Below are 16,284 nucleotides of genomic sequence, written 5' to 3'. Positions count from 1 at the left end.
CCATGACGACATTTGACATTCAAGATATCAAGCGCCGAATGGAAGGCGCAATCACCGCCCTGAAAAGTGACTTTCAAGGCTTGCGTACTGGCCGGGCCAATGTGAATTTGCTTGAGCCTGTGATGGTAGAGGCTTATGGCGCGTTGGTGCCGCTAAACCAAGTGGGTGCGATTTCTTCCCCCGAAGCACGAATGCTGACCGTGACGGTGTGGGAAAAATCTATGGTTGCCGTGGTGGATAAGGCTATTCGCAATGTTGGTATTGGCCTTAATCCCGTGGTTGACGGTATGACATTACGTGTGCCTATTCCTCCTTTAAATGAGGAGCGTCGTCGCGAATTGGTTAAATTATCAGGAAAATATGCTGAAGCCGCGCGGGTTGCCATCCGCAATGTCCGCCGTGATGCCATGGAGCAGCTGAAAAAATCCGAAAAAGATGGTTATCTCAGCGAAGATCAGCACAAGAAACTCTCAGTCCAAGTTCAAGAAGCCACGGATTCCTTTGTCAAACAGGTAGATTCAACCTTAAAGACCAAGGAAGACGAGATCATGCAAGTTTAGAATGGCCGGGGCACTCGTCGACTGGGCTCAACAAGCCTCTCCAGATGCCGCGCCACACCAAGATGGGCGGGCTGTAATTCGACCGCGCCATATTGCGATTATTATGGATGGCAATGGTCGATGGGCCACTGCGCGGGGGATGCCACGGGCGTTTGGCCATTCGGCGGGAGTGCAAGCTTTACGGCAGACAGTCGAAGCAGCGGGTGATCTGGGACTTGAAGTCCTTACGGTCTATGCGTTTTCCACTGAGAATTGGCGCCGCCCACCCGATGAGGTTGAAGCTTTGTTTGGCCTGTTGCGCGGCTTTATCCGCTCAGACCTCGCGCGGCTAGACAGGGCTGGGGTGCGTGTGCGTGTGTTAGGTGAGCGCGAGGGTGTGCCTGATGATATCTTAGCCTTGATGGATCAAGCTGAAGCCCAAACCCAAACAAATGCGACCATGACCCTTGTGATCGCCTTTAATTATGGTGGGCAGGCCGAGATCGCGCGCGCAACCCAAGAAATTGCACGTGAAGTTGCCGCTGGTCGCATGGATCCTGAGACCATTGGTCCAGATACGATTGCGCGCTTTTTACCGAGCCACGCATGGCCTGATCCTGATTTGGTTATTCGCACCAGTGGTGAGCAGCGCTTATCCAACTTTCTGATCTGGCAATCAGCCTACGCGGAATTCTTGGTGTTTGACATTTTGTGGCCAGATTTTGGGCGCGCCCATTTGGAAGAAGCCTTGCGCCACTATGCCCAGCGTAACCGTCGCTTTGGGGGCGTGTGACCTTGACGACACCCCCCCAACCTGACCCGAAGCAATCTGTGTTTTTGATTGGCTTGGCTGCTGGTAAATTAGGCGGTGATTTGCGGGTTAGGCTGGTTTCAGCCCTCGTGATGGTGACGCTCAGCTTGGCCAGTGCTTGGTATGGTGGTTTGGGGTGGGCTCTCATGGCTGCAACAGTGATGGCGGCTTTGGCCTTTGAGTGGGGGCGGATGATCGCGCCTAAGGCCGATGATTTGACTGTGCGTGCACTCATTGCCGCTCTATGTGGATTTTGCTTTGCACTTTTGCCGCGTGCCTATGAAATCATTGCGGCTTTAGGTTTTTTCCTTACTTTGGCGCGATCCCCTCGACACTATGGATTTTTGGGTTTGGCAGGTTCGGTCTATCTGGCTTTGTCAGGATGGGCTTTGGCAGGGCTTCGCGGACAAGATGATGGAGGAAGAGCCTTGATGTTTGGTTTGTTTGCCATCGTCTGGTCCACTGATTCAATGGCTTATGTTGTAGGGCGCGTGTTTGGCGGACCTAAACTATTTCCCGCCATCAGCCCTAATAAAACCTGGTCAGGGTCGGTTGGGGGAACGCTAGCTGGTATTGGAGCTGGGGTAATTTATGGTTTGATATCCGGCGGTCATTGGATGGCTTGGGCGTTGATTGGATGGCTGTTGGCCGTCACGGCGCAAGCAGGCGATTTTTTGGAATCACTGGCTAAACGCCATTATGGGGTTAAAGACGCCTCTGGGGTTATTCCTGGCCATGGTGGGTTCTTGGACCGGTTAGACGGTCATCTGGCGGCTGCACTGGCCTTTGTCGCGCTCCTTTTAATGACCCCGGGTTTAAAGGCGATGTTGACATGAGTTCCCCCAAATCTTTGACCATATTAGGTGCCACGGGGTCAGTTGGACGCGCGACACTTGATGTGGTCCAAGAAGCCAATGATCGGGCACGGCAAGCTGGCAAGGAACCAGTGTTTGAGATCATCAGTTTGACCGCCCATAGCGATTGGGTCTTGTTGGCCGCGCTAGCCATCAAATCGGGTGCCCGCCACGTTGCTCTTTCTGATTCGCGCTATGGCGATCAACTTAAAGCCGCCTTAGCTGATCATCGCATCGCCATTGATCTTGGTCCGCAAGCACTGATTGAGGCTGCGGCTCGGCCTTCGGATCTGGTTATGGCTGCGATTGTAGGTGCAGCAGGCCTTGCCCCTACTTTAGCTGCCGCACGCCGTGGGGCCACGATTGCTCTGGCGAATAAGGAATGCTTAGTTTGTGCGGGTGGTGTCTTTTTGCAAGCTGTTGCGCAAGGGGGTGGCGCAATCCTGCCAGTGGATAGTGAACACAATGCGATTTTCCAAGTGCTCGATCAATCCGACCAGGTAGAGAAGCTCATACTGACTGCATCTGGGGGTCCATTTAGGACCTGGTCTGCAAGCGCCATTGCTGCCGCAACACCTGAACAAGCGATCAACCACCCTAATTGGTCTATGGGGCAGAAAATCTCGGTTGATAGCGCCACTTTAATGAATAAGGGTCTTGAGCTGATCGAAGCGGCACTTTTGTTTGCAATGCCTGAGCATCAAATTGATATCTTAGTTCATCCCCAATCGGTGATCCATAGTTTGGTAGCCTATCAAGATGGCAGTGTTTTAGCACAATTAGGTGCAGCAGATATGCGCATCCCAATTGCCCATACCCTAGCTTGGCCGGCACGTTTGGTGACATCGGCGCCGCGATTGGACTTAACAATTATTGGTAGACTTGAGTTTGAAGTTCCTGATTTAGATAGATTTCCTGCTTTAAAACTTGCAAGAGCAGCCTTGAAAAAAAACGGGGCCGCGCCAACAATTTTAAACGCGGCCAATGAAATCGCGGTGCAATCCTTTCTGCATCGATCTATTTCCTTTCCACAAATTGCCGCAATCGTATCAGAAACAATGGATGAAGCCTGTCGTCTTGGCTTGGATGCTGCATTGGGAGATTTGGACGATGTTTATGCTGCTGACCAAGCGGGCCGTAGCATTGCCACGCAATATCGTGACAAACGCAGGTTTGTCTCTGTTTAGTTTGTCACCGTTTAGAAGCTGCAATGGGTTACATTTTTGGAGTACGCACGATCATGATTGAACCTATTGGTGGGCTTGCGGCAAGCTTTGTCTCTTTTCTTGTGGTTTTGGGCGTTGTTGTTTTCGTCCATGAGTTTGGCCATTATCAGGTGGCGCGCTGGTTTAAGGTGAAGATTGAATCGTTTTCGATCGGGTTTGGCCCTGAATTATGTGCTTGGACTTCAAAAGCAGGTGTGCGCTGGCGTATCGCAGCACTGCCTCTGGGCGGCTATGTTAAATTTGAAGGCGATAAGGATGTTAGTTCTCAATCCGTTAGCTCACCCACATTCAAAGACGGTATAGCCGATCGTAATTCAGGTTTGTTTCATGCCCAACCCGTGCATGTTCGTGCGGCTGTAACAGCGGCAGGACCTTTGTTTAACTTTGGCTTTTCCATCGCGGTATTTGCGATATTTTTTGCAATTTTTGGTGAGATGGTGCAGCGGCCTATCATTTCACATGTCCTGCCTGATGGGGCAGCCGCAGCGGCCGGCATGAAAGCTGGTGATGAGGTTGTTGCGATTAATGGCCGTAAAATCGATGACTTTGTAGACCTTCAAACCGCGATCATGGTTTCAGGGGGCAAGGAAATGGCCTTGGATATCAGGCGGGCTGATGGGGCGGTTCACATTCGGGTTACCCCTAAAATCGTTGAACGCCAAACCCCGTTTGGCGATAAGGAAACTCAAGGTCTGTTGGGCATCGAGACCCGTTTTACCCGTGAAACGGTTGAAAAACGGAGCTATAACCCTATTCAAGCACTGGTGCGGGGGGGAGAGCAGACTGCTAATATCATTGCAACCCAGTTTAATTTCATACTGGCTGTGTTGCGTGGCGGCATGTCTGCGGGGCATATCAATGGGCCTTTGGGGATTTTCCAGATCGCAGGTAAAGTGACGGAAAACTCAGTTGCTGAGGCAGGCCCACAAGCAAGTGCCGCTCAAGTCGCAGAATCTGTTGGGATCGGCCTCGTACGCTTGGCAGCGGTTTTATCGGTTGCTGTTGGTTTTATGAACCTTTTGCCTTTGCCCGTGCTCGATGGCGGACACTTGGTTTTTTATGCGGCAGAAGCCGTTCGCGGCAAACCAATCCCAGAAAAAGTGCAGGCCATAAGCTTTCAAATTGGTTTGGCCTGCATTTTAAGTTTGTTCGTATTTGCGACATTCCAAGATTTAGAGCGATCTGGTTTGTTCAATCTGCTGAAAGGCTTTGTCGCTGCAGGCTAGGATTGGCGCGCCAAATTGTTTATCCACCCCCCTCTACACTAGAAATGTGTTCCAGACACATGTTCAACAAGGTTTAAAGGCCCATTCATGGCATCATTCAAACGTTTGCTCATTGGCGGCGCGGCTGCGCTGGTAGCCAATTCCTGCTATGGTCCTTGCGTGTTCGCTCAAGCGCCTGTGACGCCGGATGCTCCGGTGGCTGTTCCTCAAGTGATCAATAATGTGGTTGTTGAAGGCAATCAGCGCATTGAGACGGCAACGGTCCTAGCTTATGTCGCAATCCAGCCTAACGAAACCTTTAATGCTGAGCGCATCGATATCGCCCTTAAAACGCTTTTTGCGACCGGCTTTTTTGCGAATGTCGAATTTGAACAGCGTGACCAGACTTTGGTAATCAAAGTGGTCGAAAATCCTACCGTCAACCAAGTCTTGTTTGAAGGTAATAGTGCGGTCACCAAGGACAAGCTGGAAAAAGAAGTTCAAATCAAACCGCGCTCTTGGTTTACCCAAAACAGGGTGCAAGCCGATATTCGTCGGATGCAGGAAGTCTATCGCCGCTCTGGTAAATTTGCTGCAACCATTGTGCCTAAGATCAAAATCCTACCTTCCAACCGGGTCGATCTGATTTTTGAGATTAATGAAGGCCGAACGACTGGCATACGCAAAGTCGATTTTATTGGCAATCAAGCTTTCTCAGATGATCGGTTAAAGGGTGTGGTTGTTACCCAAGAATCTGAATGGTGGCGGTTTTTCTCAAGTAAAGACAATTATGATCCAGATAAACTCGATTATGACCGCGAGCAATTGCGGAAATTTTATCTCAATGAGGGTTATTATGATTTCAGGGTGAAATCGGCTGTGGCTGAATTAACCCCAGATCAAAAAGATTTTTTTGTCACCTATGCCATAGAAGAAGGGGCGAAATACACATTTGGTGACATTAGTGTGAATACCAAAAACTCTAAGCTCAGCGGTGATGTTCTGCGCGCTTTCGTGCCAATTCGAAGTGGGGCTGTGTTTGAGCGTGACTTGGTTGAAAAGGCCATAGAAGCCATAACTTTTGCAGCTGGGTCGTCGGGTTATGCTTTTGTTGATGTACGCCCACGTGAATCGGCCGACCGAGATAAGCGCAAAGTCAATATTGTGTTTGATGTTGATGAAGGCCCGCGCGTTTATGTGGAGCGCATCGACATTATTGGTAATTCTGCTACGTTAGATCAGGTCATCCGGCGAGAGTTACGTTTAGCGGAAGGTGATGCCTTTAACCGTGTCTTGATTGATCGTTCGAAAAACCGGGTCAAGGCTCTTGGTTTCTTTAAAGAGGTTGAGATCGAGGAAAAGCCAGGATCATTACCCGACCGCACCGTGGTCGAAGTTAAGGTTGAAGAGCAACCAACCGGTGAATTGGCCTTTAGTGTAGGCTATTCATCACAAGAAGCTTATAATTTTGCAATCTCAATCTCGCAACGTAACTTGCGCGGTCGGGGGCAATTCCTTCGTTTTCGGGTTGAGGCGAGTTCACGCACCAAAAATATCGATATTCGCTTTACAGAACCTCGTTTTATGGGACGCAATATTGCAGCCGGGGTTGATATATTCTCTGTCGAGCAGGATTATATACGTGAAGCTGGGTTTTTAACCAACTCAACCGGTATTGGTTTGCGTGGCGGTTTCCCATTGGCAGAAGATCGAAGCTTGGGTTTACGATATACTTATCGCAACGACACGAATAAAATTCCTTCAATCTCCTGTTTCAACCCGGATGGTACCCCAGTCTTTAATGCTAGCAGCTTATGTCGCAATCTGGGCAAAACCACCACCTCTTCGGTGGGTTATGAGTTTAATTGGGATCGACGCAATGATCCACGTCAGCCGACACGTGGATTTGATCTTTCCCTAAGTCAGGATTTTGCAGGTGTCGGAACTGGGATCAAATATCATCGCACCGAATTATCAGCTGGAATCTATCGTGGCTTATTTCCGGGCTGGCGGGCTAGTGCGCGGTTGTCTGCAGGCAATATAAATGGGTGGGACGGCGATAATATTCGGGTTAATGACCGATTTTTCAAGGGTGGGCAGTCGTTCCGCGGCTTTGAAATTGCTGGGATTGGGCCACGTACTGTTTTTTCTGTCCGCGCGCCTGATAATAGCCAGCCAGACAAATTATCTAAAAATGTTCAGATAACTTATGGTGATGCTTTGGGTGGCAAAATCTATGGTATTGCAACTTTTGAATTGACTGTTCCGACGCCCTTACCTGAATCCTATGGAATTACAGCGGCTTTGTTCTTAGATACAGGAACTTTGGGCAAGCTTGACCCCATTGATAAGGTGAGTTTTAACATCAATTATGGCACTTATCAAAATACACGCGATGGATTGGCGCTACGCGCCTCTGCTGGATTGTCAATTAACTGGATTTCCCCGTTTGGGCCTGTCCGGTTTGACTTTTCCAATCCCTTCCTGAAAGAGGTGTATGACAAGACTGAAACGTTCAGATTTTCAACCGCTACAAATTTTTAAGGCGATTAGCCAATCATCACTCTAGGAGACTTCAAATGACAAACAAAGCCATTCTGGCAGGCCTTATGGCTGCACTCTTGGCAGGAGCCGCACAAGCACAAGCACCAATTCCAGTTCCTGCACCAGCGCCAACAAGCTCACCACCCACGACCCCAGCAGCAGCCCCTCCAAATGCTGCACGTCCAACCTCTGCACCGGCGGTGTTAAGCCCTGTCGTCATCTATGATTTGGGCCGTTTAATTCAAGATAGCACTGCGGGCCAAGATATGCGCACGAAGTTGCAAGCTATTCGCGATCAAATCAACCGCGAGTTAGAGCCCGATCAGCGCCAGTTGCAATCGGAGTTAAATGCCATTCGTGCGACCTCTGTCGCCGACGCTCAAACACCTGCCGCGCAAGCCCGCCAAGAAGCCTTTCAGCGCCTTTATGCGCAATTCCAACAAAAGCAAGAACGCTTAGGTCAAGTGATGCAATTAACTGAGCGGAACGCATTGGAAGCTTTCAGCAACGCTTTTTCGCCTGCGATGCAACAAGCTATGGTAACGCGCAATGCTTTGGTCGCCATGCAAGCTCAGCAAGTTGAAGCCTTTGTGCCTGGTGTTGACATGACGGGGGATCTAATTACCCGCTTGAATGCGACAACCAAGACCATCAATGTTGTTCGCGCTACTTTGCCAACCCCACCGGCTGCTGGGACAGCACCTGCCGCAGCTGCGCCTCGTCCGGTTCCCCCAACAACACCTGCGCCTGGGGCACCTTTGCCTCGTCAACCCGCGTCGGTTCCACCGCGCTCATAAATTTGGGTTCATACAAGCAAGGCCTATTTTTGGGTTGGGCCTTGCTTGGCTGGGTGTAAGAAGCGCTTGCGCGTCAAGACCTATGTTCGCTTAAACATGGAGGTTGAACCTTATAGGAGCGTTAAAGATGATCGATCCGCGTTTTTATACGCTCCTCGGCCCAAAAAGCTTGATGGAAGTGGCTCTTAGTGTAGGCGCTACATGCCCGCAAGGCTATGATCCCTTGCTTGATTTACATAGTTGTGCACCATTGGAAGCGGCTTATCCTGGGCAATTGGTGTTTTGTCATGGCCCTCAGAAGGGGGAAGCGGCCATACAGACAAGTGCGTCTGCTTGTCTCATCCGTGCTGAGGACGCTCTGCGATTGCCAAAACATGTGGCACCTTTGATAGTAAATGAGCCGCGCGCATCATTTGCTTTGGCGGCAGCTTCCTTAGTGCAGCGGCGGGATTTTGAGAGCGGTGCCCCAGCGATTCCTACTTCAGTTAGTCTCAACAGCGATGTTATCTTGGGCCATGGGGTGGTGTTGGGTGAGGATGTCGAAATTGGCCAAGCAACGACAATTGGCCCCAACACGGTGATTGGTCCAGGGGTAGTGATCGGGCGTCACTGTCGGATTGGCGCGAATGTCACGATTTATTGCGCTTTGATCGGAGATCGGGTGACCATTGCTTCTGGTAGTGTGATTGGCGAAACAGGCTTTGGGGTAGCCCCAACACCCGATGGTCCAGAGGATGTACCCCAATTAGGGCGTGCGATTTTACAAGATGATGTCTCAATTGGATCACTATGTGCTGTTGATCGGGGTGCGTTTGGCGATACCGTGGTTGGTATGGGCTGTAAGATCGATAATTTCACCCAGATCGCGCATAATTGCCAATTAGGCTTAGGCGTGGTGATAGCAGCCTTTGGCGGGATATCAGGTTCGTGCGAGATAGGTGATCAAGTGCTGATGGGTGGTCGTGTTGGTATTGCAGACCATGTCAAAATTGGTGCCAAAGTGACTGTGGCGGCTGGGAGTGGGGTTTTAAATTCTATACCAGCTGGGGAATCTTGGGGTGGTTATCCTGCAAAGCCAATGCGACAATGGATGCGCGAAACGGTTGCTCTCAAGCGATTGGTGACAACCACACCAACCAAAGCCGAAACAGCAGGGGAAGAGCGATGAGTGACCTGATTGAAAGTGATGAAATCGAAAGTCTTATTCCACATCGTTTCCCGTTTTTATTGGTTGACCGCTGCTTGGAATATGTAGAGGGGCAAAGCATACGTGGCGTAAAATGTGTGACTTCCAATGAACCTTTCTTTCAGGGCCATTTTCCAGGCCGACCCTTAATGCCTGGTGTTCTGCAAATTGAAGCCATGGCTCAGGCCAGTGCTGTATTGATGTCTAAGACACTGAAAATTGACGCTAAAACAGCTGGGATCATGTTCATGTCGGTGGAAGCTGCCAAGTTTCGCCGCCCGGTACGCCCAGGGGATGTGTTGGACATGAAAGTCGAAGTGGTGATGGGGCGACGCAATGTCTATAAATTTGCAGGCATTGCCACGGTTGAAGGCCAAATGGCCTGTGAAGCCCAATGGGCCGCGATGAAAGTTGACTTGGGATGAGTGGGCACATACACCCCACCGCCGTTGTTGAAGCAGGGGCTACTATTCATGCGGAGGCCTTCATCGGGCCATTTTGTTTTATTTCTAGCAAGACAATCCTAGGCGCAGGCGCAAACCTGATGTCCAATGTAACGACTTATGGCCATGTTGAAATCGGCGCTAATACCCAAGTTTGGCCATTCGCAGTTCTGGGTGGTCCACCACAAATCCATCCTTATCAAGATAGTGATACCCGATTGGTGATTGGTACAGATTGTGTGATCCGTGAGCATGTGACAATGCATAGGGGCTCAACACGCGATCAAGGCCTGACCCAAATTGGCAATGGCTGTTACTTTATGGACAATTCCCATGTTGCCCATGATTGTTTTGTCGACGATCAGTGCATTTTGGCACGCAGTGCAACTTTGGGTGGGCATGTGAATTTAGCCAAGGGTGTGTATATTGGTGGACTCGCGGCTGTTCATCAATGGACGCGGATTGGTACTTATGCCTTTATTGGTGCCATGGCCTTGGTGACGCGCGACGTTATTCCTTTTGCGATGGCCAATGGCAATCCAGCTCATCTTAAGGGGCTGAATATTGTCGGATTTAAGCGGCGCGGTAATCATACAGGGCAGATTCGTGATATTCTGGCTGCCTTTGACATGCTATTTGGCGATGATGTGACCCCATTACAGGACCGTATCACCGATGTGAGTGAGGGTTTTGCAGATAATGATCAAGTCCAATCAATGCTGGACTTCCTCAATGCTCCCTCCAAACGTGGCATTTGTAGTGTGGAGCGCTAAGTAGGCTAATCCAAAGTCAAAGCCGTGGCGGAAGGGCGAGATGGGCACATTTTCTAAACTGGGCATTATAGCCGGGGCAGGGGATTTGCCGTTGCTCTTGGCGCAGCATTGCCAAGAAGCAGGTCTTGGAGTGCATGTAAGCCGTATCAAAGGCGTAAGCGATCCCAGTTTGGCGCTTTTCCCGGGCATTGAGTGTGGCTTGGCACGGGTCGGTGAGCGGATCAAAGCGCTTAAAGCCGATCAAGTCGATGCCTTGGTGTTTGCGGGTCTGGTTAACCGTCCTGACCTTAAATCCCTTAAACCCGATATGCGTGGCGCTTTGGCCTTAACCCGCATAGTACCGGAAATGAGCAAAGGGGATGATGCTTTATTGCGCGCCGTCATAGCCGAGTTTGAGCGCGAGGGCTTTAAGATCGTTGGTACGGACGATGTCTTGGCAGCCTTATTGGCAACAGAAGGGCTTATTGCAGGACACATGCCCACGCCTGCTCAAACCCAAGACTGCTACAAAGCCTTTGAGGTCGCTGGCGAAATTGGTCAGATGGATATTGGTCAAGGGGTTGTCGTCGTCGATGGCTTGGTGCTGGCCGTGGAGGCCCAAGAAGGTACTGACCGAATGTTGGCCCGCGTCCATGAATTATCCAGCCATCTGCGCGGCACCAGGTCTCACCGACGTGGCGTTTTGGCTAAGCGCGCCAAGCCCAATCAGGAACGGCGAGTTGATCTGCCGACCATTGGCGTTAAAACTGTCGAGGGTGCGGCGAAAGCCGGCCTAGCTGGCATGGTGGTTGAGGCTGGAGGGGCTTTAATTATCGACAAAACTCATGTGATCGCCGCAGCAGAGGAAGCAGGCTTGTTTATTCTGGGCATGGCAGTGGACGTTAAGACGTGAAGCCAAGGCGTGTTTTCATCGTCGCAGCGGAGCCATCGGGCGATGAGTTGGCCGGCGAGTTGGTGGCTGCATTACGCAGAGTTGAACCCACACTTGAACTTGCAGGGGTTGGAGGGGCTAAGCTGGCCAGCCATGGCGTTATCAGTGAAGTTTCCATTGAAGGACTATCGGTATTAGGCCTAACAGAGGGATTGAGTGCCCTTAGAACCGTGCGTCGACGCGCTTTAGAGACGAGCGAGGCAGCCCGCCGTTTTACCCCTGATGCCGTGGTATTCATCGATTCATGGGGTTTTACGCTTCGCGCCGCCAAGGCCATTCGCGCCTTATTGCCTAATGCAGTCTTGATTAAGATGGTTGGGCCACAGGTGTTTGCCAGCCGACCCGGGCGGGCCAAGACCGTCGCGCAGGTCTATGACGCTTTATTCTGCATCCATGATTTTGAAGTGCCCTATTATGATGGAACAGGCCTTCCAATTACAGTGATTGGTAATCCAGCAATCGCGCGAAGCAAACCCGGTAACGCTACCCAGTTTCGACAACGCCATGGACTTAAAGATAAACGCGTGGTCCTGTTGCTACCGGGTTCACGCGCCGGGGAAATCAAACGCGTTGCCCCGGCCTTAGAAGGTGCGGCTGCATTACTCAGCGCCGCAGATCCAAGTGTTGAGGTGGTTGTGGTGCTTGCACCATCGGTGGAAGAACAAATCCGCGCGCGCGCTGCCACGTGGACTTTCAAGCACCATCTGGTTGGCGAAGCAGAGAAATGCGATGCATTTGCGGCCGGTGATGTGGCATTAGCTTGTTCAGGTACGGTGACAACCGAAGTTGCATTACAAGGTACGCCCATGGTGTTGGGTTATCGATTAGGGGCAATCAGTGCATTTATTCTATTGAAATTTTTACTTAAAAGCCGTTACATCTGTTTGTTGAACATCGCACTTAATCGCATGGCCATACCAGAGTTTTTGCAAGATGAATTAACACCACAGAATATCGCGCAAGCCGCTTCAATTCTCTTATACGACCCAAAATCTGCACAAGTCCAACGCGATCAACAAGCCTTGGCGCTTGAAAAGATGGGGGGTAGCCATGCGCCAGCACCCCAGCGCGCTGCCGAAGCCTTGGTAGCCCTCCTCAACAAACAAAACAAAGATGACCCTCAATCGAATAATAGGCCTTGAGTGGGCTTAGGGAGGCTTGTTCTCTCACGTTTTGGTTTATCGCTGGCTGGCTTCTCATCTATGTGGACTTGGGCGTCGCCGTCGACAAAGGTCAAAGTCAATCGAGACTGGCCTTGCATGTCCGCTTTGGTGCGCACCACACCATGATTGCGCCCGCGCACCACCACAAATCCCCGCGCCAAGGCCGATCGATAGGAGAGGGCCTCAAGCAAACTCGCTTGGCTGGTGACATGGCGGGCTTTAAGGTCGAGTTGTCGCGCCATGGCGGCTTTCAACCGTACCGATGCGCTTTCCAGCCGTACATTCGATTGCGCAAGGGCGTGCCGTTCAAGGCCGGTGCGGCGCATCATGGCCCCTTGCAGGCGCATGCCTAATGCTTGAACCACTTGTGTCTTCCTGCTTACATCTGTGGTCAGGATCATTGGACGCAACCGACCCCCAAGGGCTGTTAAATCATGGATCTTAGCGGTCACAAGCGCACGCAAGGACGGGGCAAAGCGCAAATCAATTAGGTCCATGCGCTGACGTGCACTGGCTAGGATAGTATCGGATTTGGGAAGGCGCGCGCTCGCAGCGCGTAGCGCTATTCTTTGCCCTTCTAAGGTGCGAAGTACGGCACGGGCCAAGCGGCCATCAAGGGTTGCAAGGCGTTGGAGTAATTCCGTACGCACGGGCACTGCCAATTCAGCGGCACCGGTGGGGGTGGGCGCGCGACGGTCAGCCGCAAAATCAATCAAGGTTGTGTCGGTCTCATGACCAATGGCAGAAATCAGCGGGATGGTGCTGGCCGCAGCCGCGCGCACCACTATTTCCTCGTTAAATGCCCATAAATCCTCAATCGAGCCACCGCCGCGCGCAACGATGATCAAGTCAGGGCGGGGGATTGCGCCCGTGCCATGTCCTGAAGCTGCGGGTAAGGCATTAAAGCCCTTGATCGCGCGAGCCAATTGTGGGGCAGCTTTATCCCCTTGCACCAGAACGGGCCATAAAATCACATGCACAGGAAAGCGCTCGGTCAAGCGATGAAGAATGTCGCGGATGACCGCCCCGGTTGGGCTTGTCACCACGCCAATAATTTGGGGGAGATATGGCAGAGCCTGTTTGGCATCGGGGTCGAACAAACCTTCAGACGCTAATCGTTTTTTGCGTTCTTCTAATTGGGCCAATAAGGCCCCTACACCTGCCGGCTCAAGGTTTTCGATAATCAGTTGATATTTCGATGAGCCCGGAAAGGTGGAGATCTTACCGGTCGCAATCACTTCCATGCCTTCTTCAGGCTGAAACCGCAGGCTGGCCGCAACGCCTTTCCACATTACGGCGGAGAGAACCGAATTGGCATCCTTCAAGTCAACATAGACATGGCCAGACCGTGCCAAAGTCACCCGGCCCATCTCTCCGCGCACCCGCACATGGCCGAAATCATCCTCTAAGCGGCGCTTAATCGCGCCTGACAGCTCAGAAACTGAAAACTCTGGCGCATTGGAGGGGTCGTTGCTCATGGCACGTGCTTAATCGGTTGCGCGGTCATGGGAAAGAGCCCCTTAGGCTGGCGGACTGTGCCTTGGCATTACAATTCAGAGAGAAACATCACAATTTCGGGTACGTAGCGAACCAGTTGATCTGCGCAACGTAGAGGGTGATTGAGCTATTTTGCTCATCCAAAAGGTATGAATATGTCTATTTTCAAAATGTTTGCTGTGGCGACAGTCGTTTTAGCTGTATCAACTGTACCAGCCCTATCTCATGGTACCCAAACGCGTGGGGATGCAGCCGCCCGCGGCGCTGGCGCGAAAGCCCATGCCAATCCTGGCACGATTGTGGAAGTTGCTGTTAGGGCAGGTAGCTTCAAGACCTTGGCCGCAGCTTTGGGTGCCGCCGGCTTGGTTGACACACTTAACAATGCCGGCCCCTACACTGTTTTTGCCCCAACCGACGCTGCCTTCGCAAAATTGCCAGCGGGAACCGTTGAAACCCTTCTTAAGCCGGAAAACCGTGATCGACTTACCGCTATTTTGTCTTATCATGTGGTTGCAGGCAAAGTCACGGCTAGGCAATTGGTGGGCAGGCTCAGCCAAGCCACTACAGTTCAAGGCGGAGCAGCGATTGTTGACGGGCGGGGAGGTCAAGTTACAGTCAATGGCGTTAAAGTCATCGCGGCAGACGTCGCGGCCTCCAACGGCGTGATCCATGTCATCGATACAGTGCTCATGCCACCTAGCGCCATTGGTCGCTAGGATAAATTGCCAAGAAAAGCGCCCCCTATTTGGGGGCGCTAACTGGAGGACTAAACCCCTCCACCATGAATTGGATGATGGCATGGTTCTTTTGCTGATTGGTGTGCGCGTCCATAGGCCATTTCAACAGCCCAGGCACGGTAAAGGCAGGATTAGAGACTGAGATATTGACCAGACTTCCGAAATAGCCGCTTTGTCCCAAAAAAGGTGGTAGTTCATACCCCAAGGCGTCCGCGCGATCATTAAAGGCGACTACAGTCGTCCGAGGGGGTGTAGGCAAAATAGGGTTTGGGGAATTGGTTTGACGTAATCGGCTGTCGTTGACAGGGCAACTTGTTTCCAGGTCAGACGGCACGCAGCGCGCTCTAAGATCAGTCAGCGCTAGCAAGCTTATTTGATTGGCATGCATATAGATGGTGGCATTGTCCAGTAGCGCAAAAAAAGCAATGCGTTCAGAACTGGCACTAGGCTTCGTCGACAAATGGGTCTGGCGCGATAAATGCGCTTTAAGCGTGAGATAACTGCCCAAGGATTCAGTAACCGTAAAAAACGGCGTTTCAGCCAAGGCCGTGACCAGCTTCTCGGTGCGTGCATTGGTCAAAGATTCTAAGGAACACCTCTTGTCTTCGGTTTTGACTTGCAGATCGAAGGATTTAGCTTCAAGGTTTATAGTATTCTGCTTAAGCTTTTCGCGCGTCGCGTCCGCGCGATCTTTGGCGCTTGCGGAGCTTGAAAGGCTCTTGTTCGCTTCTTCGCCAGCGGCCTTTAGGAGTGCCGATTCTTTAGTGGCATCCGACAGAATATCATTGGCCATGACACAATAGGCTAACTGAACGTCATCTTCCAAAACGGCCCCAGCAGCACCCACGACCGTTACGGCATCGCCAAATCCATTGACCATCAAATTGTCTTTTAAGACCTGCCCATTGAACCAAAGTCTTTTGTCCGTGTTTCGGGTCGCACCAAAACTGCCTTCTGGCGGGCAAATCGTATCCAAGGGTTTGGGGGTCTGAGACACGTTGTTTCGCGCTTGGACCGCCTCATAGCTTTCAAAACATCCCAGCAACGAATTCTTGACCCAATCGCGCGTCGGCGCCCAAAACAGGGAATAGACAATCAAAGCAGGCTGGTTATCCCGCTTCCAGACGTAACGAGTGAGGACGGAACTGGGCGCGGACACCTTCCCACTGGCATCTTTTGGAAAGGCCGTCTCCAAAGACTGACCATAAAATTGCATCACCGGGTTGTAGCCACGCGGCAATGGATAGCGATCCTCTAACCCAACCGATGTTTCTGGCTCACACGCCTTTTTTGATTTACATAGGCCGAGTTGCAGCGCCAGCGCGCGTTGAGTGGGAAGGCTATAATCCTCTCGATCTGTAATCATCCCGTGAACAAAAAGGATGCGGACAGGTCGATTGCTTGCCCTCGTTTGGTTTTCCAAGGCGGCACGAATGCCATCAAATTTTTGTCCCGTTGTTGCCCATGAATTCGCCATTGGAATTGGCCGAATGTCGGCAGGGGTGATCGGTCGTGAGACGCACCCCGCTAGGATAGAGCATGCAACTAGAGCGCAACTTAAAGCAGCATTTAGGGACC

The 16,284-nt window shown here is 51.5% G+C and carries 15 protein-coding genes; 13 read left to right on the top strand and 2 right to left on the bottom strand.

Annotation, left to right across the window (positions count from 1 at the left end):
* Positions 1-2 precede the first annotated feature (2 nt).
* The 12 genes from frr to lpxB all read left to right on the top strand — a co-directional run bounded on the left by frr (position 3) and on the right by lpxB (position 12,451).
* On the top strand, positions 3-560 hold the full coding sequence (gene frr / locus PsB1_RS01425; RefSeq protein ID WP_284358591.1) for a ribosome recycling factor: 558 nt from the start codon (positions 3-5) through the stop codon (positions 558-560).
* A 1-nt stretch (position 561) separates the two neighbouring features.
* The gene (locus PsB1_RS01420; protein WP_284358590.1) at positions 562-1,332 is read left to right on the top strand and encodes an isoprenyl transferase; all 771 of its coding nucleotides are present in this window, start codon (positions 562-564) and stop codon (positions 1,330-1,332) included.
* A 2-nt stretch (positions 1,333-1,334) separates the two neighbouring features.
* Positions 1,335-2,186, top strand: coding sequence for a phosphatidate cytidylyltransferase (locus PsB1_RS01415; RefSeq protein ID WP_284358589.1), 852 nt, complete (start codon positions 1,335-1,337; stop codon positions 2,184-2,186).
* On the top strand, positions 2,183-3,391 hold the full coding sequence (gene dxr, locus PsB1_RS01410; RefSeq protein WP_284358588.1) for a 1-deoxy-D-xylulose-5-phosphate reductoisomerase: 1,209 nt from the start codon (positions 2,183-2,185) through the stop codon (positions 3,389-3,391). Before PsB1_RS01415 ends, dxr begins: the two co-directional genes overlap by 4 nt.
* A gap of 53 nt (positions 3,392-3,444) precedes the next feature.
* Complete coding sequence (locus tag PsB1_RS01405) at positions 3,445-4,656, top strand: M50 family metallopeptidase (protein ID WP_284358587.1); 1,212 nt, start codon at positions 3,445-3,447, stop codon at positions 4,654-4,656.
* An 87-nt stretch (positions 4,657-4,743) separates the two neighbouring features.
* Positions 4,744-7,179, top strand: coding sequence for an outer membrane protein assembly factor BamA (gene bamA / locus PsB1_RS01400; protein ID WP_284358586.1), 2,436 nt, complete (start codon positions 4,744-4,746; stop codon positions 7,177-7,179).
* 35 nt (positions 7,180-7,214) lie between these two features.
* Entirely contained in the window at positions 7,215-7,976 is a 762-nt protein-coding gene (locus tag PsB1_RS01395; protein ID WP_284358585.1) for an OmpH family outer membrane protein, read from the top strand.
* 127 nt (positions 7,977-8,103) lie between these two features.
* On the top strand, positions 8,104-9,144 hold the full coding sequence (lpxD, locus tag PsB1_RS01390) for a UDP-3-O-(3-hydroxymyristoyl)glucosamine N-acyltransferase (RefSeq protein WP_284358584.1): 1,041 nt from the start codon (positions 8,104-8,106) through the stop codon (positions 9,142-9,144).
* Complete coding sequence (gene fabZ, locus PsB1_RS01385) at positions 9,141-9,587, top strand: 3-hydroxyacyl-ACP dehydratase FabZ (RefSeq protein WP_284358583.1); 447 nt, start codon at positions 9,141-9,143, stop codon at positions 9,585-9,587. Before lpxD ends, fabZ begins: the two co-directional genes overlap by 4 nt.
* A complete protein-coding gene (gene lpxA, locus PsB1_RS01380; RefSeq protein WP_284358582.1) occupies positions 9,584-10,378 on the top strand; it encodes an acyl-ACP--UDP-N-acetylglucosamine O-acyltransferase in 795 nt (264 codons plus the stop codon). The genes fabZ and lpxA overlap by 4 nt, the downstream gene beginning before the upstream one ends.
* A 40-nt stretch (positions 10,379-10,418) precedes the next feature.
* Entirely contained in the window at positions 10,419-11,270 is an 852-nt protein-coding gene (gene lpxI / locus PsB1_RS01375; RefSeq protein WP_284358581.1) for an LpxI family protein, read from the top strand.
* Positions 11,267-12,451 (top strand): lipid-A-disaccharide synthase, encoded by a 1,185-nt coding sequence (lpxB, locus tag PsB1_RS01370; protein WP_284358580.1) that lies wholly within the window; start codon positions 11,267-11,269, stop codon positions 12,449-12,451. Before lpxI ends, lpxB begins: the two co-directional genes overlap by 4 nt.
* Here lpxB and xseA read toward each other — a convergent pair.
* On the bottom strand, positions 12,430-13,950 hold the full coding sequence (gene xseA, locus PsB1_RS01365) for an exodeoxyribonuclease VII large subunit (RefSeq protein ID WP_284358579.1): 1,521 nt from the start codon (positions 13,948-13,950) through the stop codon (positions 12,430-12,432). The genes lpxB and xseA overlap by 22 nt on opposite strands.
* A gap of 174 nt (positions 13,951-14,124) precedes the next feature.
* Between xseA and PsB1_RS01360 the strand changes: the two genes are divergently transcribed.
* Positions 14,125-14,685, top strand: a complete 561-nt coding sequence (locus PsB1_RS01360) for a fasciclin domain-containing protein (RefSeq protein WP_284358578.1) — start codon at positions 14,125-14,127, stop codon at positions 14,683-14,685.
* Positions 14,686-14,710: 25 nt separating this feature from the next.
* On the opposite strand, the gene PsB1_RS01355 is transcribed toward PsB1_RS01360, so the two are convergent.
* Positions 14,711-16,183, bottom strand: a complete 1,473-nt coding sequence (locus tag PsB1_RS01355; protein WP_284358577.1) for a hypothetical protein — start codon at positions 16,181-16,183, stop codon at positions 14,711-14,713.
* Between the last annotated feature and the right edge of the window lie 101 nt (positions 16,184-16,284).

The sequence above is a fragment of the Candidatus Phycosocius spiralis genome (assembly GCF_030158815.1).
Lineage (GTDB): Bacteria > Pseudomonadota > Alphaproteobacteria > Caulobacterales > Aquidulcibacteraceae > Aquidulcibacter > Aquidulcibacter spiralis.
The sequence above is the reverse complement of the archived record's forward strand: the minus strand, read 5'-3'. Positions and strand labels throughout refer to the sequence as shown.

Bases quoted from the DNA above. Each gene is read 5' to 3' on its own strand.
- lpxA (WP_284358582.1), top strand. From the start codon at position 9,584: ATGAGTGGGCACATACACCCCACCGCCGTTGTTGAAGCAGGGGCTACT.
- frr (WP_284358591.1), top strand. From the start codon at position 3: ATGACGACATTTGACATTCAAGATATCAAGCGCCGAATGGAAGGCGCA.
- PsB1_RS01395 (WP_284358585.1), top strand. From the start codon at position 7,215: ATGACAAACAAAGCCATTCTGGCAGGCCTTATGGCTGCACTCTTGGCA.
- xseA (WP_284358579.1), bottom strand. From the start codon at position 13,950: ATGAGCAACGACCCCTCCAATGCGCCAGAGTTTTCAGTTTCTGAGCTG.
- fabZ (WP_284358583.1), top strand. From the start codon at position 9,141: ATGAGTGACCTGATTGAAAGTGATGAAATCGAAAGTCTTATTCCACAT.
- lpxI (WP_284358581.1), top strand. From the start codon at position 10,419: ATGGGCACATTTTCTAAACTGGGCATTATAGCCGGGGCAGGGGATTTG.
- PsB1_RS01405 (WP_284358587.1), top strand. From the start codon at position 3,445: ATGATTGAACCTATTGGTGGGCTTGCGGCAAGCTTTGTCTCTTTTCTT.
- bamA (WP_284358586.1), top strand. From the start codon at position 4,744: ATGGCATCATTCAAACGTTTGCTCATTGGCGGCGCGGCTGCGCTGGTA.
- PsB1_RS01420 (WP_284358590.1), top strand. From the start codon at position 562: ATGGCCGGGGCACTCGTCGACTGGGCTCAACAAGCCTCTCCAGATGCC.
- dxr (WP_284358588.1), top strand. From the start codon at position 2,183: ATGAGTTCCCCCAAATCTTTGACCATATTAGGTGCCACGGGGTCAGTT.
- PsB1_RS01355 (WP_284358577.1), bottom strand. From the start codon at position 16,183: ATGGCGAATTCATGGGCAACAACGGGACAAAAATTTGATGGCATTCGT.
- lpxD (WP_284358584.1), top strand. From the start codon at position 8,104: ATGATCGATCCGCGTTTTTATACGCTCCTCGGCCCAAAAAGCTTGATG.
- PsB1_RS01360 (WP_284358578.1), top strand. From the start codon at position 14,125: ATGTCTATTTTCAAAATGTTTGCTGTGGCGACAGTCGTTTTAGCTGTA.